Raw genomic sequence first — 23,440 nt, 5'->3', positions numbered from 1 at the left:
GCCTGTGCGTCGGAGGTGATAAATTCAATCTCGACGCCATCTTTTCATGGCACCAGAACGATACACAACATCTTGATGTTAACTCAACTCGAGCCGTTCGGATACGATGGCACATGAACTCGTCAACCCGTGTGTTATCATTTTCTTTATAACGAAGGGACACGGCGACAAGGGACCGGGAGGGATGACGGGGTGGGCTCCCATCACTGTTTTGTCTGCGGAGACAAGAATCCAAAGGGCCTGCACGTGCATTTTGAGCAGGAAGAGGGAGGCGCGGTCCACGCCACGTATCAATGCGATCCCACGCACCAAGGCTGGCCCGGCATCCAACACGGCGGAATCACCAGCGCCTTGCTCGACGAGGCGTGCGCCTACGTCACGTACTTCCAGGGCCTGACCTGCATGACAGGGCAACTCACCGTCCAGTTCCACGCCCCGATCCACGTGGGGGAGACGTTGGAGATTCGCGCCCGCCCTGTGCGCGTCACCCGCCGGTTGATGGACATCGAAGCGGAGATCGTCAGCCGCAGTGGCGAGCGCAAGGCTTCCGCCCAGGCCAAGATGGTGGTCCTGACCGCCCGCCAGCAGGCACAAGCGGGCCTGTCAAATCCCTGAGCGCCGTGCAACGGTGCGCCCCCAACTGGTGCGCCCCCACCGGGTTCAAGTGGGGGCCGCGCGGAGTTTCAGTCTTCCACGTTCGGAACCTGGGATTCAGACATGGGCAGCATCGGTCGCTGGAAGCGGAACCAGGGGCCTTTCGCCGTGAACACCAACGGGATGTAGATCAATCCGCCCACGGCGGAGACCGTCAGCCACGCCCCCCAGCCTCCCAGGGCGACCACCACGGGCAGGCAGAGCGCCACGGCGATGCCGGCCACGCGAATGACGAAGCCGAACAGTCCCCAGGCGGCCGACTGCAGCGAGGGCTTGATGTCCTCCGCGTTCTCCGAGAACAGCGCGCACCACGGCCCGTAGGCGACGCCGAACAGCCCGCCCAACAGTGACGTGTACAGGATCATCTGACCTTCCGGAATGGTCTGCCCGACCAGCGACACGAAGTAGAACATGTAGAGGACGGACAGCACCGCGCCGACAAAGCTGACGATCTTCCGCAGGCGCAACCGGTCCGAAATCCACCCGGCGATGAGCAGCGTGGCCAGGTTCAGCAGCCAGAAGTACTTGGCGATGGCGGCCGCCTGCGACGTGTCGTAATGGAACGCCTGCACAAGAAACGTCGTCCCGAACGACTGTATGGTCAGATATGTCAACAGGAACAGCGAGATCCCCATGGTCAACGTCCAGACATGCGGTACCCGCAGGATCTCCCTCATCCTCGGCTCCTCCAGCTGGTCGCGGCGCACCTGCCGGTTCACCGCGTCGACTTCTTCCACGCTGTCGATAACCTTGGCCCGCAGCTGCGGAGACAGGTCATGAATGCTGAACAGGATGAGGATGCAGGCGGCGAGCGCCACACTGCCTTCGATGACGAATTGGGACTGCCAGGTGTGGAAGATGGGCAAGGTCGCGCCGGCCACCGCGTTGGCGAAAAAGTTCGATCCCACCGGCCCAAAGGTCCAGAATCCGAACGCCAAGGCCCGCCCCGTTCGGGGAGAGAAGTCCCTTACCAGGCCCGCCGTCGTCGCGATGGCGACGCCTTCGATGAAGGCCAGGATAATCCGTACAATCAGCAGTGCGGTCACCGAGTGGATCAACACCATCCCGTAGACGCAGGCGGCGGTCAAGAACAGGCTGGGCACGAGGAATCGAACGCGCCCGTACCGGTCCGCCAACGGCCCGAAGATCATCGCGGAGACGGCCGAGGCCACGACGGAGATGGACGCGATCTCTCCGTACTGGCCCAGGGTCATGTGCAGGTCGCGCATCAACAGCGGCAGCACGGGGGAAATCTGCGCCTCGTAGCTCGCCACAAAATTCGCCAGAATGGCGATGAACAAAAACCAAACTCTTCGACCCCCAACGGGGTATTCGGTCAGCTCCCTTTCATAGAAGAGCCTTCTTCCGGTCATCCCGGAGACCTCCTCTCCCTATTTCCAGGTGATGAGCGCGTCCAACGCCTCGACCTGCGACCCCCGAACGTACAACGGATTGATCTCCAGCGCCTGCAGACCCTCCCCAGCTTCCAGCGCCACCCGGGTGATCTGGTGGATCACCGCGGTGACCCGGTCTAGGTCCGCAGGCAGCGTACCGCGTGCTCCCTGCAGGAGGGCGGCCCCGCGCAGCTCCACCAGCATCTCGCGGATGTCCTCCTTGCCGACCGGCAGCACCCGCAGCGCCGTGTCCTGGAGGACCTCGACGAACACGCCGCCTAGCCCGACCGCCAACACCGGCCCCCACAGCGGATCGCGCACGATACCGACCAACAACTCCACCCCGCCCGATCGCATCGGAGTCACCAACACCCCGTCCACCCGACTCTCCGGCGAATTATCACGAACATTCCTAATTATCGATACATATGCATCCCTCACCTGCTCGTCGGAGCGGATGTCCAACCGCACGCCGCCCACGTCGCTCTTGTGCGCGATATCCGCGGACTGGATTTTCAACGCCACCGGATACCCTAGACTTCGGGCGGCCGACACCGCCTCCTCCACCTGGGTGGCCAGGCGCCCAGGGATCACGGGTACACCGCGATCGCGCAGGAACTCCCGTGCGCGGTGCTCCGGCCACGGTCCCGCCGCGCCCTTCTCGATACCCGCCGCACCCGACGCACCCGTGCCGACATTCGACGCACCCAACGCACCCGTGCAGGCGCCGTACGCGGCAGCCCCGCAGCCCTGGCTCACCTCCTCATCCACATGAATCCTCTTTCGCATGTGCCGCGCCCGTTGTTCATGCCACCAGAGCGCCCGGCCCAACGCGGTCATGCCATGCTCCATGCCCCCGATGAAGTGCAGTCCCGCCGGCTGAAGCACCGACCGGCCGAATTCGTTGATGTCGATGGAGGTGTTGCTCATCAGCACAACGGGCTTCTCGGCGTTGTCCACAATGGACTTCAGACGTGCGAACTGTTGATGGACCAGCACGGGATTTTCGGGCGCAATCCGCGGCGGGTCCGTCAGACACAGGATAAAGTCGAAGTTCGGATCCTCTGCGACGATTTCCAGCGCCCGCTGCAGCAGGGTCTGATCGACGACCACGTAACCGGTGACATCGAGCGGATTGTGCGGTGTCGAGAACGCAGGCAAGATGTCCTTCAGCCGCGCCACAGTGTCAACCGAGAAATCGGGCAACTCCATGCCCTCGTCCTCCGCGCGATCGGAGAGGATGTCGCACGCACCCCCCGAGGGTGTCACAACCCCCACGCGCCGGCCAGGCAAGGGAGGACAATAACCCAACAGTCCTGCGGTGGTGATCAGGTCTTCCAAACAATGCACCCGGATCACACCCAGTTGGCGCAGCGCCGCGTCGTTGACTCGATCGTCGCCGACCAATGCGCCCGTGTGCGCCAGGGCGGTCTGGGCGCTTCGGGCGCTTCTGCCGATCTTCAGCACGACCATGGGCTTGCCGCGATCCAGGGCCTTGCGCGCGACACGCGAGAATTCCTCCGGGGACCGGATGGTCTCCAGGAACATGGCGATCACGCGGGTCGAGTCGTCCTCAATCAGGTAATCGACCACGTCCGTGGCGTTGATCATGGTCTCATTCCCCATCGACACCAGCAGACTGACCCCGATGTTGCGTGCGACTGCCAACGCCATGACCGAGCTCGCCAGGGCGCCGCTCTGCAGCACGATGCCGACGGGCCCGGCGGACAGAGCAGGCGGGATGGGCAGGCCGTACGGAGTCAGGCCGGCGGCGAGGTTGACAAAGCCGTTGCCGTTGGGCCCCAGCAAAATCTGCCCGTTCGCGGCCGCGAACTGCAGGACCTTCTCTTCCAGCCGCGCGCCCTCTTCCCCCGTCTCGCGAAAGCCCGCGGTCAAAAGCACCAGATTCCGAATGCCTTTTTGGCTCGCCTCCTCCATCACCTGCAGCACCACGTGAGAAGGGACCATCACGTACGCCAGGTCCACCGGCTCGGGGACCTCGAGCAGGGAGCGAAAGGCACGCTGACCGTGTACGACCTCCCAATGGGGATTCACGCAGTAAATAGGCCCCGGAAATTTCCATTCTTTCAGATTATTAAACGTGAAGATAGACCATCGGGAGTTGTCCGTGGCACCCACCAACGCGATGCTCCGAGGATGAAACAGGCGCCGCAAATCTTCCGGGGTCACCCTCACAGGACTCAACGCCGATCACCTCTCCTCTAGGGAATGGAGCGGACTCGGACCTCCGTCCACGTACAGGGTCGTTCCGTTGATGAAACAGGCGAGGCGACGTACGTCAAACATCGTTTCATCCCTCTTTCAACACTTCGAAGAACGGGAGGATGAGTTCATCGTCCACACGCGTAAAGACCACCCGAACCGGCTTTTCGATAGCCACCTCTTCCCGCGGCCCAACGATTCGGCTCATCATCCGAACGCCTTCCTCCAATTCGACGATAGCCACGACGTAGGGGGCCTCTTCCGCAAACGGGCCCTGCGCCCGGTGCACCACTGTGTAGGAGTAGATGCGGCCGCGTCCGGTCGCCAGCACCCAGCGCACGCGGTCGGAGAAACAATGAGGGCAAATGGATCGCGGATAGAAGATGTGGCGCCCGCAGTCTTCGCAACGCTGGATCCGGAGCTCGCCCTGGTGCAACCCTTCCCAGAAGGGCCGCGAGTCCCCATCCACCTCAGGTTTCGGCCATGGATTCGGCACGTCAATCCCTCCCCAAGATCACGGTCGCCGTGGAGGACAGCACGCCCCCCGTTCCGTGAACGAGCGCCAGCCGCGCACCGGGGACCTGGCGCGGGCCGCACTCTCCGCGCAGCTGGCGCACCGCCTCGATGAGCAGGAAGATCCCGTACATCCCCGGATGGCAGTAGGACAATCCGCCCCCGTTGGTGTTCATCGGAAAGTCCCCTCCGGGCGCCGTGCGCTGACCGCTGACGAAGGCACCCCCTTCCCCCGGCTTGCAGAAGCCGAGGGCCTCCAGGGTCAGCAGCACCGTGATGGTGAAGGAATCGTAGATCTCGACCACGTCGAGCTCATCGTGTGTGACGCCGGCCATCTCGAACGCGCGCCGCCCGCTCTCCCTCGCCCCGGTCACCGTCAGGTCGGGCATGTTCACAATTGTGTTGTGCGTGTGCGTCTCCCCATGCCCGAGCACCCACACCGGGCGCTTGGCCGCCAGCGGCGCCTTGCGTGCCGACGCGATCACGACGGCGCCGCCCCCGTCCGTCACCAGGCAGCAGTCGAGCAGGTGCAACGGCTCCGCGATCCACCGGGACCTGAGCACATCCTCGATGGTGATGGGTTCCCGCATCATGGCCTTCTCGTTCAACATGGCCCATTTTCGCGTGGCGACGGCGATCTCCGCCAACTGCTCGGAGGTGGTGCCGTACTGGTGCATGTGACGCATGGCGGCCAGTGCGTACGCACCGACGGGGGTGGGCAAGCCGTAGGGCAACTCGAACTGTGCCGTCAACTGAGGGGAAGCCGGCGGGCGCCGGCGGCTTCGGTCCGAACGCTGCGTGCTCCCGTACGTCACGAGCGCGACGTCAAACAAACCGGCCCGGAGCCCCGCCACGGCGTGGCCCACGTGGGCTTCGAACGAAGACCCGCCGATGTTGGTGCCATCCGTGAATCGGGGCCGGATCCCCAGGTATTCCGCCAGCATCATGGGCGGGGACCACGCCCAATTCCCGGCCGTGAACACGGCGTCCACGTCGTCCTTCGTCAATCCCGCGTCCTCGAGGGCCGCTTTCGCGGCTTGTGCCTGCAATTGCAACACCGTCTTTCCGGGTGTCTCACCCAGGTCGGATTCAGCGACTCCCACGATGGCGGCGACCCGTTCCGATTTCACGTCCGTCACCTCTTCTCAGTCCATCAGTTCGCCGATTTTCACATAGCCCTTCAGCAGATTGCGGGCGATGATGAACCGCTGAATCTCGTCCGTGCCCTCGAAGATGCGCCACACCCGCATCTCCCGGTACCAGCGCTCAATCGGCAACTCCTTGGTGTACCCCATGCCGCCGTGGATCTGAAGCACGCGATCGCAGACGCGGTTGGCCATGTTCGCGCCGTACAGTTTCGCCATCGAGGCGGCGTGCCGGTTGTCCTGCCCGCGCTCTGCCAACCACGCCGCGCGCAGCACCAGCCACCGCGTGGCCTCGATTTCCACCGCCGAGTCGGCGATCATCCACTGGATGGCCTGCCGCTCCGCGATCGGTTTGCCGAAGGTGACGCGCATCTTGGCGTGATCGATAGCCATCTGCAGGAGGCGTTCGGCGGCCCCGATCCCGCGGGCCGGAATGACCCATCTCCCCTGCCCAATCCATTTCATCGCGAGGTCAAACCCCCCGCCCACCTCGCCGAGGACGTTCTCTTCGGGAACCCGCACATTCTCGAAGATCAACGAGGCCGGCGACCACTCGCCCATCGTGTGGATGGGCTCCGACCTCCAGCCCATCTCCCGGTCGACCAAAAAGCAGGTGACGCCGCCCCGCGCCCCCTTCTCCTTGTCCGTGACGGCGAACACCATGGCAAAGTCCGCCTCGTTGCCGTTGGTGATGAAGATCTTCTCTCCGTTGAGCACCCAGTATTTGCCGTCCTTCACGGCCGACATCCGGATGTTGGCCGCATCTGATCCCGCGCCTGGCTCCGTCAGGGCGAAGCAGGAACGGCGTTCCCCGTTGATCACCGGGATCAGGTATCGCTTCTTCTGTTCCTCATTGCACGCATAGAGAATGTTGTCCGCCGACCCGCCGAACTGGAATGGAACGAACGTCCGCCCCACCTCCATCTGGATCAACGCGGTCATCACCGGCCCGAGGTTCGCACCGCCGTATTCCTCGGGCGTGTTGATGCCCCAGAATCCCAACCGTTTTGCCTTCAGCTGCAACTCTCGAATCTCGCTTCGCGACAACCCGGGTCTGCCTTCGCGTTCATTCCGCAGCACCTGCGGTTCGTACGGCATGACCTCCTTCTCGATGAATTCGCGGATCGTCCGCTGTACCATCTTTTGTTCTTCCGTCAAGGTAAAGTCCACAAGCATTCCCTCCAAATCAAAAATATTTTGACAACAGCTGTGTCGTGGCGCCTTTTCCCACGTGTGCTGCGCGGCAGAACATTTAGCGGCTGCCTCCGTTGACGTAGATCACCTGGCCGGAGACATAACTGGCGTCATCGCTGACCAAGAAGGCGATTACATTCGCCACATCCTCCGGCTGCCCGACGCGCCGCAGGGGGACCCGCTCCGCCGCCCGCTTCTGGTTCTCCTCGAAATCCATCCCGATGCGCTGGGCGGTCTGCCTCGTCATCTCGGTCACGATGAATCCAGGGGCGACGGCATTGACGTTGATCCCAAACGGCCCCAGCTCGATGGCGAGCGTCTTCGTGAATCCCTGCAGGCCTGCCTTCGCGGCAGAATAGTTCGCCTGTCCCCGGTTGCTACTGTCGTCGGTCATCCCTGGGGCTCCTCCGCCTCTGGTTGCGGTGTCCCCATCGGCCCTGGCGTCAGAATCCGGTGGATGAAGTCGTACTGTTGCGCGATGTACTCGTCGATGGTCATGCCCTTCAACCGGTAGGAGCGCATGACCCACATGTGGCCCAGCATGATGATGTTGTAGGCGAGCAGCGGGACGCGGACCGGCGCGAAGACACCTTTCTCGATGCCTTCCTGCAGGATGGATTCGATGCACCGCAGGGTCCGGGACTCCTGTTTTTGCAGCGTCTCCCGGAAACCTTCAAACAGGTTCATGTCGCGAAGCCCGACATGGAGGGCGTCGCGGTTGTCGTGGATGAAGCGGTAGTAGCGGCTGATGAAGCAAAACAGTTTTTCGAACGGGGGGCAGTTCCGCGGCGCACACGTTGTAGACGTTCCGCTCCAATTGGCTGACCGTCTCACGGTAGAGCAAATAGATGATATCCTCTTTCTTTTTCACGTACCGGTATATGGAGCCCACGCTCATGCCGGCCTCCTGCGCGATCTCCGGGATGGTGGTGCGGTCATACCCTTTCTTGCGAAAGAGCCTGGCCGCCGCGCGGCACAGGATCGCCCTGCGCTCCGCCAACAGTTGCAGGTTTTTGATACCGCTTTCAATCTGTTTGTGCATCGCAGCGCTCCTCGGAGAGGTTCTGACCCCTCCTCGCCACTCTTCACCCAAGCCCATGTATACGTTGCGTAGTGAATGTTCATTCCGTTTTGATTGTACCCTGAGGTGGTGCGGGTTTCAACGGAATTATCAATGTATTGGGAATATATCTTATATACTCTGCACCTAAGTCTCGCCGCGCCGGCCCATGTTCGAATATTCCCTGTACAGTGGCTCATCCGGTAGAATGAGAGGCAGACCCCATCGCACGCGGGCGGATGGAGCCCGCACAGGAGGCGATTCACGTGACACGACCGATTCCCACGCCGCAGGAGCGGCGCCAAGCCCTGGAGGCGCAATATCCGGTCTGGCCGAGGCATACGTTCGCAAGCCACTTTCACGTACAATGTCAACGCTACGCTGAGCGGCCGTTCCTCATTACGCCCGACGCAAAGTTCACCTACGCGCAGGTGTGGCAGGAGGCCTGGCGGATCGCCAAGTCCCTCCTCTCGCTCGGCGTGCGCCGCCGCCAACACGTGGCCGTCCTGATGGCCAACGACCCGGAGTTTGTCTTCACCGCCATCGCCATCTCGCTGGTCGGCGCGGTGTGCATCCCCATCAACACCATGCTGCGCGAGGACGAGCTGGCCTATATCCTCGAGCAGTCCGACACCAACTGGCTGCTGATGCACCAGACCGCGTCGGGCATCCGCCACGCCGACGCCGTCGCCCGCATCCTCGCCCATCGCCCCATCGGGCCGGACAAGATGATGAAGGGCGTCGTCTGCATTCCGAATTTCGCGGGGGCCGGCGGATCGAACGAGGCATCCCCGCTTCCGGACGGATTCGAGCCCTGGGCCGACTTCCTTGCCCGCGCCGACAGGGTGAGCGACGACGAGGTCACCGCCCGCTGGCGCGCCTCCGAGTATCCCGATGAAGTGGCGTATATCATCTATACCTCCGGATCGACCGGGCTGCCCAAAGGGGTCATGCTGACCCACGACATGTTCCTGCGGTGCGCCTACTCCACCTGCCTCAGCCGCGCCATCGAGGACGGCCGGCGGATCTTCACGGCGCTGCCCATGTACCACGTGTTCGCGTTCGAAGAGGGCCTGCTCGCCGCCTCGTTCGTCGGCGGGTGCGTCATCACCTGCCGCGACTTCTCGCCCCTCCTCAGCCTGCAGCTGATGGAGCGGTACGAGGCCAACGACTTTCTCTGCGTGCCGTCCATGTTGGTGGCCATCGTCAACCACCCGGAGGTGAGGAACTTCCACCTGCCTCACCTGTTCGCCCTGATGTGCGCCGCCGCCCCCGCACCGGTGCCCGTCTGGGAGCGGGCCGTGGAGGTGCTCGGCGTGACGGAGATCTGCACCGCGTACGGCGGGACGGAGGTCACCGCCTCCACGGTCCACACGGAGGTGGGCGATCCCATCGAGATCGTCGTCACCCGCGTCGGACGCATCAAGCCGGCGGGCGTCACCGGACTGCCCGAGTTTGGCGGGGCGAATGTGGAGTACAAGGTGATCGATCCGCACACCCTCGAGGACCTCCCGCCCGGCTCCGTCGGCGAACTGTGCGCCCGCGGCAACACCGTCACGCGCGGCTACTACAACAATCCCGAGGAGACGGCGCTGGCCATCGACAAGGACGGCTGGTTCCGCACGGGCGATCTCGGCCGCATCCACCCGGACGGCTATTTCGAGTTCCTCGGGCGCAGCAAGGACGTCTACAAGGTCTCCGGGGAGAACGTCGCACCGAAAGAGGTGGAGGATGTCATCACCAAGCACCCGAAGGTGGCCCAGGCGTACGTCGTCGGCGTCCCCGACAAACTGACCACCGAGACGGGCGCCGCCTTCATCGAACTGAAGCCGGGGGAGACGTGCACGCGCCGCGAGATCATCCACTGGTGCCTGGAGCGGCTCGCGAAGTTCAAGGTGCCGCGCCACGTCTGGTTCATGCAGCCGGACGAGTGGCCGATGACCGGCACCCGCAAGATCCAGAAGTTCAAGTTGAAAGAGATGGCCATCGAGCGGTTGTCCAACAAGGACATGGTGGAAGAGGAACTGGACGCCTGACGACGAATCCTCTCCCGTATGCGCCCCATCGTCCCGGGCACTGCGCGGCCCGTGCGGCGCGGGTGCCCAGCACGCGCCACCGGCCGGCCCGGCGCCGCACGGTGCCCCGGCGGGCGGCGCGGACTCGGGAGAGGAGACACCGATTATGCACCTGCCCAAATCATTCCTATATGTCTACGTCACCATCACCGGCGCTGCCGTGATGGCGTTGGAGCTGGCCGCATCCCGCTTCGTCGCGCCCTACTTTGGGACCTCCATGATGGTCTGGGCGAACATCATCGGCCTCATCCTGTTGTGCATGTCCATCGGCTATTGGATGGGGGGCCGAGTGGCGGACCGGCGGCCACATCCGCGCCTCCTCATGTCGATCACGCTGGCCGCCGGCCTCTGGTCCGCCCTCCTTCCGGCCTTCGGCCAGGCCATCTTCGCCCGCCTGTCAGGCGGGATCCTGGGGACGCCGGTCAGCGTGATCGTCGTCTCGTTCGCCGCCATCCTGCTCGTGTTCGCACCGCCGGTCCTGCTCCTGGCGATGGTGAGCCCGTTCGCCATCCGGCTGGTCCAGGCGGACCCGAGCGAGGTCGGGAAAGCGGCCGGAAACCTGTACGCCTTCTCCACCGCCGGAAGCCTCCTCGGCACCTTCGGTACCGCATTCGGCACCATCCCGTTCCTCGGCACCCGCGCCACCCTGTGGCTGTGGGCGGCGCTGTTGATCCTCGTCAGCGCGGTCGGCCTCGGCCGGACCGCCTGGCGCTGGGTCGGCGCCAGCGGCACCGCCGTGCCCGCGATCGTCGCCCTGGCTCTGCCCTCCGCCGCCCCGTCCCACACGGGCGGCCAGGTCCTGTACGCGAAGGACACCCTGTATCAGCACGTGCAGGTGGAGCAGGACCGCGACGGCGCCATCGCCCTGGTCTACAACGAGGGCGGCGGGATCCAGTCCCTCCGTCGCCCGGGCGACGCCCTCCATGAGGGAGACTACTACGATGACTACCTGGTGCTGCCGGATTTGGTGAGCGCCGGGGCGGAGGTAGGGTCTGCCGGGCCGGCAGGGGCTACGGTTTCGGGGGCTGCGCCGGCCGCGAACCCTTCGGCCTCTGCCGCGGACCCCGGGCCGTCGGTGCTGGTCCTCGGATCGGCGGGGGGAACCATTCCGCATCTGATGAACGTGTACGATCGGGGTCGATTCCCTGACCTCCACATCACGGGCGTGGAAATTGACGGCGACGTCATCCCGCTGGACTACCGGTACTTCGGGCTCAGCCCGGACGATGCCGACATCGTCCATCAGGACGCGCGGGCCTATGTCCGGCAGGCGGCCGCCGCCGGGAAGCGGTACGACGTCGCCATTGTCGACGCCTACTCCCAGCAGATCTACATTCCCTTCCACCTGAGCACGCGCGAGTTTTTCGAGGAGGTGCGCTCCGTCCTCACCCCGCGCGGACTGGTGGCGCTCAACGTGAACGCGGTGTCGCCCGGCTCGCCGCTGCTCCTGTCCATGGAGCGCACCGTCCGGGCCGTGTTTCCGCACGTGTACGTTATGAAGGCGCGGGGCGCGTACAATTACGTCGTGATCGGGAGCAACGCTGCGCTTCGGCCATCCTCCCTGCAGGCGATTCCAGAGAACAGCCGGCTGGCCGCGGTGCGGAAGGAGTGGGAAAACGGATTGCAGGATATCACGGAGGCGGCCAACACCCGAGGCATGCTGCTCACGGATGATCGGGCACCCGTGGAGATGCTAACGGATTCGATGATCTGGCAGGTGGCGCGAGGAGAGATGTAGAGAGAGCGCGATGGAAGACGGGAAGCGCCTCCGCAATGAGGAATATACTGTAAAAGTTGTGCGAGAAGTCGTACTAAAACCCAGGCTTAAGATGTCTCGGCCAATCTGAAGCGCTGGTTTAAGCCAGCTTTCCGTACAAACTCGGCCTCTTGATTCGGCCAAGGGCTCGATTTTTTACGATTTCTCGGCTTAACCGGCCCGTTACCATCATGCGAGGCCCCGAAAACTCGCTGCGTGAGGTGCAAAATCGGATTAGCGCCCCCGCCCCGGGGCCGGAAATCACACTTCGACTCTGTCTTTTGTCCTGCCCGGCGGCCTGGTTCTGCAGGTAATCCATTTTGACAACCGCAAACTGACTTCTTGACCGTCTTCGGGGTAGCGAGCCAAGCGCGGTCGCATGCGCATCGCTCGAGGGGCGTCACACTCGCAGCGCCCCCGCCCCCTTCCTCCATGTTACAATCCCCCATGGAGGTGCCGCCCGTGTTCACCCTCATCAAGATCATTGAAGCCTTCATCCTGCCCCCGGGGCTGTTCGTCGTGCTCCTGCTCGCGCTCGCCCTGGCCCTGCACCGCCGACGGCAGCGCCCCCTCTCCGTGGCCACGGTCGCCATCGCCGCCATGGTCTACGCCCTGTCGACGCAGTCCGTCGCGAATGCGTTGATCGATCCGCTCGAATCCGCCTACCCCCAGCCCGCCCCGTCCCAATTGCACGGCGACGCCATCGTCATGCTCGGCGGCGGAGTGGTCCTGGACGCGCCCGACGGCGACGGCCGCGGCAACCTGCTCGGGGACTCCGCCAACCGCCTCCTCACCACCGCCCGGCTGTACCGTCAGCTCCATGCGCCCATCATCATCTCCGCCGGTCCCCTGTACACCGCCGGTGGCCAACCTCTGGCCGAAGCCGACGTCGCCAAACGCCAACTCGTCGAACTCGGTGTCCCTGCAAGCGAGATTTATACCGACCCGCGCAGCCGCAACACCCAGGAGAACGCCGCCTTCACAAAACCCATCCTCACGGCGCACCACCTGCAGCGGCCCATCCTGGTCACCTCCGCCTACCACATGCGGCGTGCCGTCATGGACTTTCAGCGCCAAGGCATCTCCGTCCTGCCGTACCCCACCGGCTACCTGGCGAAGCACGTCTCCGACGCCTACGATCTCCAGTGGCTTCCGTCGGCGTCCGCCTTGTCCCTCAGCGCCACCGCGTGGAAGGAGTACATCGGGATCGCCGCGACGGCCCTCGGCGTCAAGGGTTGACGCCCCCCGGACGCAATACCCCTTGCGATCCCGCCGCCCATCGGGTACATTGTTCTCAAATGCAAATCTTCTGTCGATGACGAGGAAGAGTACGCCGAAGGCCCGTTCCCAGAGAGTCGGCGGCCGGTGCGAGCCGATGAACACCTCGCGCGGAAAATCCCCTCGGAGACGGGCGCTGAACGGCCACGCCAGACCGTGATCGGCTGCGAGATCACGCGTCTTCTCTGTGGCCCAGTAAGCCGCCCCGGCCGTCCGCCGTTAACCGGACAGGCGCACGCGTGGATCCGCGCTGACCTGCGTGGACTCGCATGACATCGCGATGACCCGCGTTGCGCCGCAGAGCGCCGAAGCGTCGCGCCTCAAGGCACTGCGCGGCTCAGGGCATATGGCGCCCAGGGTCGGCACCCAGCCGCCCGGGACCGCGCCATCCGCCGGGCATGCGGCCCGCACAAGCCAAAGCCCAGCGCGATCGCCTCGGAACAAGGGTGGTACCACGGGAGTCTCCCGCCCCTTCGGGCGGGAGGCTTTTTCATGTTGAACCCCCGGTCCCCCTTCCAGAGACAGACACCCGGACACGACACCCGTACAAAAAGAGGAGTGGTTTCGTTGGGGATTTGACCCGAAAAGAGCAATGGCCCGTATCTTATGAAGACATCGTCGCCGCCCGTGACGTCCTGCGAGGCGTCGCCCACCGCACGCCGTTGACGCACAGCCGCACGCTCAGCCGCCTGACCGGCGGACACATCTGCCTGAAACTAGAAAACCTGCAGCGCACCGGCGCGTTCAAACTCCGCGGAGCCTTCCACAAGGTCGCCACGCTCACGGACGCCGAGCGGCAGCGCGGCATCGTCACCGCCTCCGCCGGCAACCACGCCCAGGGCGTCGCCCTCGCCGCCGCCCACTTTGGCGTGCCCTGCACCGTGGTCATGCCCGAGCACGCCCCCGCCACAAAGATCACCGCCACCCGGGGCTACGGCGCCGAGGTCCGGCTCGTCGGCCAAAACTACGACGAGTCGTACCAGTACGCCCGGCAGCTCGCCGCCGAAGGGCGGACGTTCGTTCACGCCTTTGACGATCCCGCCGTCATCGCGGGCCAGGGCACCATCGGCCTCGAGATCCTCGAGGACGATCCCGCCATCGACACCCTCATCGTCCCCGTCGGCGGAGGCGGGCTGATGGCCGGCATCGCGATCGCGGTGAAATCCCGCCACCCCCAGGTGCGCCTGGTGGGCGTGCAGCCGGCGGGATCGAATGCGGCCGTCCAGGCGTTCCACACGGGGGTCCCCGTCCACCTCGACGCGCCGCAGTCGCTCGCCGACGGGCTCATGGTCAAAGCCCCCGGCGAGCTCCCGATGGCCATCATTCAGCAACTGGCCGACGACATGGTCACCGTGACGGACGACGCCATCCGCGACGCCATCCTGTTCCTGCTCGAGCGCACCAAGCTGCTGGTGGAAGGCGCGGGGGCGGCGGGCGTGGCGGCTCTCCTCGGCGGCCAGGTGCCGGCCGCCGGGCGACGCGTCGCCGTCATCCTGAGCGGCGGGAATCTCGATCTCGCCCGCCTCCACACCCTCGCACACAGCTCTGCAAGCTAGGGCGGCCGTCACACGCCGCCCCCTTTTGCACGCCCGCCCCCTTCGACACGGGCTCCCCTTTTGCATGCCCGCCCTGTACGCCACGGGCACCCGTCCCTTTCGACACGGCTGCCCGCCCGCCGTTTCCACCTTCTGCCATTGTCCAGATCGACCCCCGACATCCCAAGCCGGCGACCGAATCTATGAGTTAAAGGAAGGAGAGTGCACCATGCACGTCTGCATCGACCTGGGAACGTCGAATGTCCGAGCGGGTTGGATGGACCACAGGGGGAATGCGGAGGGAGCGTTCGTGGACGAGCCCGCCGTGGTCGCCATCCCCGACGCGGGCCCGACCGTGATCGGCAAGGAGGCCGAGGCGATGATCGGGCGCCACCCGGACGCCATCCGGCTGGTGCGCCCTGTGGACGGCGGGGTGGTCCGCGACTTCGATGCCGCCGTCGCCGTCATCCGTCACGTCGTTCGGCAGCTGGGAGCGGACGGCATCGGCCGGCGCCTGAGCGTCACCCTCGCCGTACCGTCCAGCCAGAGCCAGGTGGACCGGAAGGCGATGGAAGAGGCGGCGCGCGCCGCAGGCGCACGCGAGGTTCGGTTTGTGGAATCGTCCATTGCGGCGGCCATCGGTGCGCGCTTGCCCATCGATCGGCCCACCGGTTGCCTGGTTGTGCTGATGGGCGGGGGATTGACCGAGGCGTCCCTGCTGTCGATGGGCGGCATTGTCGACAGCCGGACCGTGCGCAGCGGTGGACAAGCCATCGACAGCGAGATCGTCGATCTGTTGCGCAGGCAATACTCATTTCTCATCGGCCTTCCCTCGGCGGAACAACTCAAGCGCGCGGCCAGCCAGGCCACCCCTGAGGCGGCCTTCGAGGTGCGGGGACGCAACTTGGAGACCGGCCTGCCGGGCACTTTGCGGGTCCCCCGCGCCCTGGTGGAGCAGGTGATTGACGCGTACACCGAGCGGATCGTCCAACTCATCCGGGAGGCCATCGAGGCCTGTCCGCCCGAGCTCGTCGGCGACATCCTGGATCACGGCGTGGTCCTCACCGGCGGCGGCGCCCACATGGATCGCGTCGTCTCCCAGTTGGCGACCCAAATCGAGGTGCCCGTCACCGCGGCGGACGAGCCCGACACCTGCGTGGTGCGGGGTCTGATGCACACCCGCCATCCGAAGGCTCGCCAAGGCTGGAAATCGAATCTCACCCTGAACGTGCCGCGGATGTCGCTGGCGCCCATCCGTCAACTGCTGCGCAAAAGCGGGACGGAGGAGTAGGCGCCTACCCGTTCTCCCGGTACCGGCACACCGCCGTGTGGATACACTCGCGAAACCGGCCGTAGCGGTTTCGCCTCTCCTGCATCTTGCCGCCGCAGTTGGGACAGCGTTTCGATCTCGATGTCCAAAAATGCGTCCTGTTGTACTCATCGACGAACGCCTGCGCCACCTGCGCGGCGACGGAAGCCGGCACCATGTTCTTGCACGCGGGGTATTTGCTGCAGCTCCACACTACCCCATTTTTCGTCTTCCGGATGCTCATCGGCGCCCCGCAGAAGGCGCACGCGAACTCTTCATTTTTCTTATCGATCACGATGCGTTCATTGAGTGGGCGGATCTCCCGGGGATCGATGTGGTAACGCGCGAACACGTCGATCGCGATTGGGCTGTGGTGCGCCAGCAACGCCTCCACCCATCGGCGTGGCTCGGCGCCGCCCTCCCCGTTTGCCGCGCGCGAGCGCTCAACATCTTCTGCAGGTCTGCTTCCATCTGCTTTCGCTTGGGATGATAGACAGGCAACTGATTGAGCAACTGCTGCAAGCTGTCGATGGTGTTGGCATCCGCTTGTGGAACGGGGATGATCATGTCCGGCGCGAGCTCCCTCTGGTATGATTTTCTACCCTCCTATTTATCCGTTCTTCATCGAATTGGCAAGTATATCTGGATTCAGTCGATTGGGGGGGGGAGTGTGCCCGACGGCACCGCGGTGAAGGCGGTTATGAACCAAATGTGCCGTATCAAACGGGGCCATCAGAGAATAGCAACCGATCCGGCGTTATCCGAACCGCTCCGCCGGCTCGTAGCAACAGTTTTATATTTACGGTGCCCCGCCCATACCATCGCCGGGCCCATTAAATAAAGTCGTTTACCTTATCCGATGCAGCGGCCCCCAGATAACATCCATGTTGATGGTATCGTCTCGCTCACACGCCCCGCTTACATCAAATTTGCTTTTAACCGCCTCGCGCCCAGGTCACCGGGCCATCTCTCCCGCAGGCCGCCGCGCACCCAAGACACCCCGCCCCTGGGGCCCCGCGACGCCACCACCCCGCCCCTGGGACCCACCGTCCCCCGCTCACTCCCCGCACCGCAAGGCCCAGCCCCCATCACCTGCCATCGCGCCTTACTCGAACCCCTCCAGTCCGATCTTCCCGATGGTCCGTCCGGAGCGCAGCCGGGCGAAGGCCTCCTCCAACGTCCGCGCGCAGATGGGGGACAACCGCTCGCGCAACGTCGTCCGCACCTGCCCCGCGTTCACCAATGCGGCCAATCGCGTCAGGATGTCGTGCTGACGCTGCATGTCGGGCGTCTGGAACGTCGAGCGGGTGAACATCAACTCCGTGAACCAGGCCACGCTCTTATTGAACAGTGGCCGGAATGCGACCGTCCCCATCGGGGGCAGAATGGTGCACAGCTTCCCCTGGGGTGCCAGGACGTCAATCATCGCGTCCCAGTTCGGATCCACTGCGTTGAGGCAGAACACGTACGGTACCTCGCGAATCCCCAACGCTTCCAACTGCGTTCGAAAGGGTTGGCTGTGGTCGATCACACCGTCCGCCCCCAACTCCCGCACCCACGCGGAGGACTCCGGCCGGGAGGCGGTCCCAATCACCGTGAGCCCCGCCAACTTGGCGAGCTGGACCGCCATCGATCCCACTCCGCCCGCCGCACCGACCACCAAGATGGGCACCCCCGCCGCACGCCGGATCCCGTCGGTGACCGGTTCGGGCAGGCCCATGCGATCGAACAATCCCTCCCACGCGGTGAGCCCGGTCAACGGCAGGACCGCCGCCTCCACAAAGCTGAGGGAGGCCGGTTTTCTCCCCACGATCCGCTCGTCCACCACATGGTACTCGCTGAACCCGCCCGGGCGCGTGATGTCCCCCGCGTAGTACACCTCGTCCCCCGGACGGAACAGTTGGCATTCCGGGCCCGTTTCCTCCACGACACCCGCCACGTCGAAGCCGAGCACCCGCGTACCGGATTCGATCCGCTGCTTCGTATCCACCGGATTGACCGCCACCGCCTGTACCTTCACCAACAGGTCCCGCCCCGCAGGCTCCGGCTTCGGCAACTCCGCATCCGACAACCGGCCCGTCGGTTCCAGGACAATCGCGCGCATCGTCGCCATCTTGATCCACCTCCGTCACTCGTCTTTTCCCCATTCTGGCACAGCGCGCCAAGGAGAGGCAACGGCGGCCCCAGGCCCCCTGGACACGCAATCCCTTCCTCCCCGCTCCTGTTCCGGATTGGATGGCGCGGCGCTCCATCCGAGCCGCGCTTCATCCGATTCAGCGTTTTCTCTTCCCGATCTCGATAATTTTTTATATCATCGCACTATGACCACTCTGCAGACACGATGTCCATCCAATGGACACCCACGTCCCAAACGGAGGAGGCCCCCATGAACCCTCGTCCGTCTGAGCACAACCAACTCTTACAGAAAATCGCCCGCATTCTGGATTACGTGACTCGAATGGAGGGCACGCGATCCATGCGGCAGATGGCCCAGGAGTTGAACATCGCCCGGCCGACGCTGTACCGCCTGCTCGACGCGATGGTGGCCGAGGGTCTATTGCTCCGGGTGGAGGGCAGGTACCACCCAGGGCCGCGCGTGCTCCACTGGGCGGCGGACGCGCTGAACCGGCCTGAGGTGGGGCGACTGGCGCGGCCGGCACTGCAACGCTTGGCGGACGAGACCGGGCTCACCGCGTCGGTGCACGTGCGGATGGGGCACTGTCGGGTGTGCGTGGAGCGCGTGGAGGGGGCGGGCATCGTGCGACCGCACGTACGCATTGGCGAGTCCCTGCCCTTACACGTGGGCGCATCCGGAAAAATCCTGTTGGCCTGGCTGCCTCAGGACGCCCGTCAGGAGCTGGTGGCGCTCTCCTGCGCCGCCTATCCCGAGTACCCTCTGAACACGCCGGAGGCCGCCTTCGACATCATCCGGCAACAGGGGTGGGCCCTGAGCCTCGGCGAGCGGGACGAAGCTCTGGCTTCCCTCAGCGCGCCGGTGTTCGGTCCGCGCAAAGACGTGGTCGCTGCGCTCTCCATCTCCGGCGTTCGGCAGCGGTTCCGCGACGACCAAGTGGCGCAGTGGCGGACGCGGGTCATGGAGGCGGCCTCCGCCGTCTCCGCCATGCTGGGCGGGCACGCCGTCGCAGCGGGGGGCCATCCCGGCCCCGGTGCTCATTCCGCGACGCCGGAAGAGACGGCCCCCACTGGACCGCCTCCGCATGACGAGGGTCATCGCCCCGACTCAGAAGAATGAACAACAGCGCAGAAAGGGGTCCTGTCCATGGAGGAATTGGCCATCACGCGCGTGAAGCGGCCGCTGGAAGGCATTCGGGTGATCGAACTCGGATCGGTCGTCGCGGGGCCATTCGCCGCGCGGGTTCTGGCGGACTTTGGGGCCGAGGTCATCAAGATCGAGCCCAAGACGGGCGATCCGCTGCGGACCTGGGGACGCCTGTCCCCAGCCGGGTGGTCCTGGTGGTGGTACGCCCAGGCGCGGAACAAGCGGCTGATGGTCGTCGATCTCCACCAGCCCGACGGCCAAGCCATCGTGCAGGCGCTGATGGCGCGGTCGGACGCCGTGATCGAAAACTTCCGCCCCGGGACCCTGGATCGCTGGCACCTGGGGTACGAAGACGTCAAGCGCCTCAACCCAGGCATCGTCTACGCCAGCATTTCCGGGTTCGGGCAGAGCGGTCCCTACCGGGATCGGCCCGGGTTCGGCAACATCGCCGAGTCCATGAGCGGGATGCGCTACGTCACCGGCTACCCGGACCGGCCGCCCGTGCGGGTGGGATTCGCGATTGGGGATGAGATCGCCGCGTTGTACACCGTGATCGGCATCCTCATGAGCCTGCTGCGGCGGGAGCGGGCGCGGGACGGCCAGGGCGATCGCGTCGACGTCGCGCTAACCGAGGCGGTGTTCAGCCTCACGGAAGCGGCGCTCACCGAGTACCTGCACGAGGGCGTCGTGCAGGAGCGCACCGGCAACCAGTTAACGCGATCCGCCCCGAGCAACATCTACCCGACGCGGGACGGCCGTTGGGTGGCCATCGGCGCCAACACGGACCACATCTTCCCGCGGCTATTGAAAGCCATGAACCGGGTCGATCTCGCCGGCGATCCCCGCTTTTTCGATAACCAGGCGCGCGTGCAGAACGTGGCCGAGCTGGACGCCATCATTTCCGCGTGGACGACGCAGTACGATGCAGTGGATCTGCTCGCGATCCTCAACCAGCATGACGTCCCCGCAGGGCCGGTGATGAGCGTGGCGGACATCGCCGTCGATCCACAGTACCAGGCGCGCGACATGATCCTCCGCGTCCCGGCGGACACGGGCGAGGAGATCGGCATGCCGGGCGTAGTGCCGAAACTCGAGCGTCACCCGGGCCGGGTGGATCACGCGGGCGGACGCCTCGGCCGTGACACGGACACCATCCTGCAGGAGGTGCTGGGGTGGACGGAAGAGCAGATTCAGGAAGCCCGGCGAAAGGGGGTGATTGCATGAGCAAGTGGCCGAAGCGGGTGACCGTGATCGACGTGACGCCACGGGACGGCCTGCAGGACGCCAAAGGGACGCTTCGCACCGAAGAGAAGATCCGCCTCGTGGGGGAGCTGTACCGGGCGGGCGTGCCAGAGGTGGAGGTGACGTCCTTCGTCTCGCCCCGGTGGGTGCCACGGCTGGCGGACGCGGAGGCAGTGGCGCAGGCGGTGCGTCATCACCCGGGCAACATTGGCCTCATCCCGAACCGGAAGGGGTATGATCGCGCAGTTCAAGCGGGCATCCGAGCCGTGACCTTCGTCGTCTCCGCCAGCCCGCGCCATCAGGAGGACAACCTGCGCATGCCGCTGGAGCGCTCGCTGGAGGAGCTGCGACAGATCGCCGAGGCCGCAGGGTCTGCACGACGCGGGGCGGACGGTGCCGGGACGGACGGTACGCGGACGGACGGTGCGGGCACTGGTTCGCCGGCGCCTCGGTTGCAAACCGGGCCGGTCCCCGGACTGGACCCCGGGGCGGGCAGGCCAGTGCTGCGCGGCGCCATCTCTTGCGCCTTTGGATCGCCCTACCCGGAGGAGGACATCCGGCCGGAGACGGTGGCCTGGGTCGCCGAAGCGCTTGCGGCGTGCGGCGTCGCAGAGATCGGACTCGCCGACACGGTCGGAGTCGGGACGCCGGAGCGGGTGGCCAGCGTGATCGACGCGGTGAGAAGCGCACTTCCCCGGATGCCGCTGGTGCTGCATCTGCACGACCGCTGGGGCCTCGCCCTGGCCAACGTCACCGTGGCGCTGGAGCGGGGCGTGACCCGGTTCGAGACGGCCCTCGGCGGCCTGGGCGGCTGCCCCTTCGCACCCAACGCACCCGGCAACCTCGACACCGAGACGTTCGTCGGATGGATGAATCGGATGGGCATCGAAACCGGGATCGATCTGGCGGCGCTGGCGGAGACCCGAACCTGGCTGCTGCAGACCCTGCGGGCATCCGCCGAGGCGGATGTGCGGTCCGCTCCCTGATGGCCATCCATCCGACAGGAGTTGCTCGATCCGCCGGGCGTCGCACGACCTGCCGGCCCCCCGCCCCGCAGACGTTGTCAAAAACTTGTGGAGAATGGAGGAAGTCCCTGTGGCAGACGTCGCCATCGCGGCACGGATGAACCAGCTGCCCATCGGCAGCATGCATCGAAAGATCACGGCCATCATCGGCATCAGCCTGTTCTTCGATCTCTTCGACGTCTTTCTCGCCGGCGTCCTGGGCACGGTCCTGACCAAAGAGTTCCACATCAGCGGCGCGGCACAGCCGCTCCTGTTGGGCTCGGCGTTTCTCGGCATGTTCCTCGGCGCCATCGCGTTGAACGGCCTGGCCGACCGCATTGGCCGCCGGCGCGCCATCCTGTTCGTGTTGGTGGTGTATTCGCTGTTCACATTCCTCGGCGCGTTCAGCTCCAACGTCGCGTTCCTGATTGTCATGCGCTTCTTGGCAGGCCTTGGCATCGGCGGCCTGCCGCCGCTGGCTGACACGTACTTGAGTGAAATGATCCCGGCGGCCCACCGCGGCCGAATGACGGCCTGGGCGTATACCCTCGGGTTTTGCGCCATGCCGATTGAGGGCTTCCTCGCCCGCTGGCTGGTGCCCACCCATTACGGCATGGCCGGCTGGCGGTGGCTGTTCATCGTGGGATCGCTCGGCGCCATCGTCGTGTGGCTGCTGCAACACCATCTCCCGGAGTCTCCCCGCTGGCTGGAGTCCATGGGACGCGTCGAAGAAGCCCGTGCCATCGTCTCGAAGCTGGAGGCATCCGCCGGCCAGACCGTCGCGGCGCAGCCGGTTCGCGACACCTGGGTGGAGCCGCAAAAGGTGCCGCTATCCACGCTCTTCAGCGCCGACTTCGCGAAGCGCACGGTGATGCTCTGGATCTTCCAGATCCTGCAGACCTTCGGCTATTACGGATTCGGCACGCTGGTGCCCCTGGTCCTGGCGAGCAAAGGGATCACGGTCACCAGCTCGCTCACCTATCTGACGCTTTCGTTCCTCGGGTATCCCTTCGGATCGCTGCTGTCGCTGCCGGTCATCGAGCGGATCCAGCGCAAGTGGCTCATCGTGCTGTCCGCCCTGTGCATGGCGGTCTTCGGCATCCTCTTCGGCATGTCCACGGCTCCGGGGCTCATCACCGCCTTCGGGTTCCTGTACACGCTGTCGAGCAACATCTTCTCGAACGCGTTCCACGTATTCCAGGCGGAGATCTATCCGACGGCCATCCGTGCAACGGCCGCAGGATCGGCGTACAGCCTCAGCCGGCTGATGAGCGGACTCATGCCTTTCCTCCTGCTGCCTGTGCTGAAGGCCCACGGCGCAACCGCCATGTTCGCCGTGGTCGCCTGTGCGATGGTGCTGATCATGATCGACGTGGGCGCCCTGGGGCCGCGCACCTCGGGCCGCGCACTCGAGGAGATGAACGAATCGGTGATCGTCCACGCGGGCTCGCCGCTGAACGGATGAGATGTGCGCGGGCTCGTCGAGCGCGCGGCGGGCGCTTTGGGCGCCATGAGCGCGACAAGCACGACGAGCACGGCGTCGGCTGCGGGCACCGCGCAACCATATTCAGTGAGGAAGGGCCACTTCGGTGGCCCCTTTTTCTGTGGATTGCGTGGGTTGTGAACGGAATTGTGTTTATTGGATGGGCCCCTATAAGGCATAGCAACAGATTCGCCTTTATGAGGACACCACCGGGGTGGAATAGAAACGGTTTTGGAGCTATTTGGTCTCCCTGAGGCACCTGAACGTTTCGGCTGGCCCGATGAAGTAAAATGTG

Annotated in this window: 19 protein-coding genes and 1 pseudogene; 10 read left to right on the top strand and 10 right to left on the bottom strand. The window is 65.0% G+C overall.

The genetic code is table 11. The features are described from left to right. Positions 1-192: 192 nt before the first annotated feature. On the top strand, positions 193-615 hold the full coding sequence (locus BM357_RS15135; RefSeq protein ID WP_074955320.1) for a PaaI family thioesterase: 423 nt from the start codon (positions 193-195) through the stop codon (positions 613-615). Between the two features lie 68 nt (positions 616-683). Here the strand turns inward: BM357_RS15135 and BM357_RS15130 are convergent, their stop codons facing one another. The 8 genes and pseudogenes from BM357_RS15130 to BM357_RS15095 all read right to left on the bottom strand — a co-directional run bounded on the left by BM357_RS15130 (position 684) and on the right by BM357_RS15095 (position 8,165). After that, on the bottom strand, positions 684-2,027 hold the full coding sequence (locus BM357_RS15130; RefSeq protein WP_074955317.1) for an MFS transporter: 1,344 nt from the start codon (positions 2,025-2,027) through the stop codon (positions 684-686). A gap of 18 nt (positions 2,028-2,045) precedes the next feature. Beyond that, complete coding sequence (locus tag BM357_RS15125) at positions 2,046-4,238, bottom strand: acetate--CoA ligase family protein (RefSeq protein WP_074955314.1); 2,193 nt, start codon at positions 4,236-4,238, stop codon at positions 2,046-2,048. A gap of 121 nt (positions 4,239-4,359) precedes the next feature. Then, positions 4,360-4,767 (bottom strand): Zn-ribbon domain-containing OB-fold protein, encoded by a 408-nt coding sequence (locus BM357_RS15120; RefSeq protein ID WP_074955312.1) that lies wholly within the window; start codon positions 4,765-4,767, stop codon positions 4,360-4,362. A gap of 1 nt (position 4,768) precedes the next feature. Next, positions 4,769-5,914, bottom strand: a complete 1,146-nt coding sequence (locus BM357_RS15115) for an acetyl-CoA acetyltransferase (RefSeq protein WP_074955309.1) — start codon at positions 5,912-5,914, stop codon at positions 4,769-4,771. Positions 5,915-5,929: 15 nt separating this feature from the next. Continuing rightward, complete coding sequence (locus BM357_RS15110) at positions 5,930-7,105, bottom strand: acyl-CoA dehydrogenase family protein (protein ID WP_074955307.1); 1,176 nt, start codon at positions 7,103-7,105, stop codon at positions 5,930-5,932. A 76-nt stretch (positions 7,106-7,181) separates the two neighbouring features. Then, positions 7,182-7,514: pseudogene (locus tag BM357_RS15105) on the bottom strand (SDR family oxidoreductase); the annotation flags it as partial. Continuing rightward, positions 7,514-7,852 (bottom strand): TetR-type transcription factor C-terminal domain-containing protein, encoded by a 339-nt coding sequence (locus BM357_RS15100; protein WP_245784037.1) that lies wholly within the window; start codon positions 7,850-7,852, stop codon positions 7,514-7,516. The gene BM357_RS15100 and the pseudogene BM357_RS15105, both read right to left, overlap by 1 nt. Continuing rightward, positions 7,797-8,165: a TetR/AcrR family transcriptional regulator gene (locus tag BM357_RS15095; protein WP_074955300.1), complete on the bottom strand. Its 369-nt coding sequence runs from the start codon at positions 8,163-8,165 to the stop codon at positions 7,797-7,799. Before BM357_RS15095 ends, BM357_RS15100 begins: the two co-directional genes overlap by 56 nt. Positions 8,166-8,449: 284 nt before the next feature. Between BM357_RS15095 and BM357_RS15090 the strand changes: the two genes are divergently transcribed. From BM357_RS15090 to BM357_RS15070, 5 genes are all read left to right on the top strand, one after another. Then, positions 8,450-10,219 carry a class I adenylate-forming enzyme family protein gene (locus BM357_RS15090; protein ID WP_245784035.1) on the top strand — a complete coding sequence of 590 codons (1,770 nt, stop codon included), beginning with the start codon at positions 8,450-8,452 and terminating at the stop codon, positions 10,217-10,219. Positions 10,220-10,364: 145 nt separating this feature from the next. Next, positions 10,365-11,996 (top strand): spermidine synthase, encoded by a 1,632-nt coding sequence (locus BM357_RS15085; RefSeq protein ID WP_074955295.1) that lies wholly within the window; start codon positions 10,365-10,367, stop codon positions 11,994-11,996. 480 nt (positions 11,997-12,476) lie between these two features. Further along, complete coding sequence (locus tag BM357_RS15080) at positions 12,477-13,253, top strand: YdcF family protein (protein WP_175511555.1); 777 nt, start codon at positions 12,477-12,479, stop codon at positions 13,251-13,253. A gap of 614 nt (positions 13,254-13,867) precedes the next feature. Next, entirely contained in the window at positions 13,868-14,848 is a 981-nt protein-coding gene (gene ilvA / locus BM357_RS15075; RefSeq protein WP_074955290.1) for a threonine ammonia-lyase, read from the top strand. A gap of 208 nt (positions 14,849-15,056) precedes the next feature. Continuing rightward, complete coding sequence (locus BM357_RS15070; RefSeq protein ID WP_074955287.1) at positions 15,057-16,118, top strand: rod shape-determining protein; 1,062 nt, start codon at positions 15,057-15,059, stop codon at positions 16,116-16,118. Between the two features lie 4 nt (positions 16,119-16,122). Here the strand turns inward: BM357_RS15070 and BM357_RS15065 are convergent, their stop codons facing one another. Further along, positions 16,123-16,521 (bottom strand): topoisomerase DNA-binding C4 zinc finger domain-containing protein, encoded by a 399-nt coding sequence (locus BM357_RS15065; protein WP_139234749.1) that lies wholly within the window; start codon positions 16,519-16,521, stop codon positions 16,123-16,125. A 720-nt stretch (positions 16,522-17,241) separates the two neighbouring features. Then, complete coding sequence (locus BM357_RS15060; RefSeq protein WP_074955280.1) at positions 17,242-18,249, bottom strand: zinc-binding alcohol dehydrogenase family protein; 1,008 nt, start codon at positions 18,247-18,249, stop codon at positions 17,242-17,244. Between the two features lie 273 nt (positions 18,250-18,522). Between BM357_RS15060 and BM357_RS15055 the strand changes: the two genes are divergently transcribed. The 4 genes from BM357_RS15055 (at position 18,523) to BM357_RS15040 (ending at position 23,127) form a co-directional block, all read left to right on the top strand. Continuing rightward, positions 18,523-19,389 (top strand): IclR family transcriptional regulator, encoded by an 867-nt coding sequence (locus tag BM357_RS15055; RefSeq protein WP_074955277.1) that lies wholly within the window; start codon positions 18,523-18,525, stop codon positions 19,387-19,389. A gap of 27 nt (positions 19,390-19,416) precedes the next feature. Next, positions 19,417-20,640, top strand: coding sequence for a CaiB/BaiF CoA transferase family protein (locus tag BM357_RS15050; protein ID WP_074955274.1), 1,224 nt, complete (start codon positions 19,417-19,419; stop codon positions 20,638-20,640). Then, positions 20,637-21,644 carry a hydroxymethylglutaryl-CoA lyase gene (locus BM357_RS15045; protein WP_074955271.1) on the top strand — a complete coding sequence of 336 codons (1,008 nt, stop codon included), beginning with the start codon at positions 20,637-20,639 and terminating at the stop codon, positions 21,642-21,644. Before BM357_RS15050 ends, BM357_RS15045 begins: the two co-directional genes overlap by 4 nt. A 109-nt stretch (positions 21,645-21,753) precedes the next feature. Continuing rightward, positions 21,754-23,127, top strand: a complete 1,374-nt coding sequence (locus BM357_RS15040) for an MFS transporter (RefSeq protein ID WP_245784034.1) — start codon at positions 21,754-21,756, stop codon at positions 23,125-23,127. The last annotated feature ends 313 nt before the right edge of the window (positions 23,128-23,440 follow it).

The sequence above is a fragment of the Paenalicyclobacillus macrosporangiidus genome (assembly GCF_900116805.1).
In the GTDB taxonomy this organism is placed as follows: domain Bacteria; phylum Bacillota; class Bacilli; order Alicyclobacillales; family Alicyclobacillaceae; genus Alicyclobacillus_H; species Alicyclobacillus_H macrosporangiidus.
The sequence above is the reverse complement of the archived record's forward strand: the minus strand, read 5'-3'. Positions and strand labels throughout refer to the sequence as shown.

Excerpts from the sequence above, each read along its gene's own strand:
- BM357_RS15130 (WP_074955317.1), bottom strand. The coding sequence starts at position 2,027 with ATGACCGGAAGAAGGCTCTTCTATGAAAGGGAGCTGACCGAATACCCC.
- BM357_RS15110 (WP_074955307.1), bottom strand. The coding sequence starts at position 7,105 with ATGCTTGTGGACTTTACCTTGACGGAAGAACAAAAGATGGTACAGCGG.
- BM357_RS15095 (WP_074955300.1), bottom strand. The coding sequence starts at position 8,165 with ATGCACAAACAGATTGAAAGCGGTATCAAAAACCTGCAACTGTTGGCG.
- BM357_RS15085 (WP_074955295.1), top strand. The coding sequence starts at position 10,365 with ATGCACCTGCCCAAATCATTCCTATATGTCTACGTCACCATCACCGGC.
- BM357_RS15070 (WP_074955287.1), top strand. The coding sequence starts at position 15,057 with ATGCACGTCTGCATCGACCTGGGAACGTCGAATGTCCGAGCGGGTTGG.
- BM357_RS15060 (WP_074955280.1), bottom strand. The coding sequence starts at position 18,249 with ATGGCGACGATGCGCGCGATTGTCCTGGAACCGACGGGCCGGTTGTCG.
- BM357_RS15055 (WP_074955277.1), top strand. The coding sequence starts at position 18,523 with ATGAACCCTCGTCCGTCTGAGCACAACCAACTCTTACAGAAAATCGCC.
- BM357_RS15050 (WP_074955274.1), top strand. The coding sequence starts at position 19,417 with ATGGAGGAATTGGCCATCACGCGCGTGAAGCGGCCGCTGGAAGGCATT.
- BM357_RS15045 (WP_074955271.1), top strand. The coding sequence starts at position 20,637 with ATGAGCAAGTGGCCGAAGCGGGTGACCGTGATCGACGTGACGCCACGG.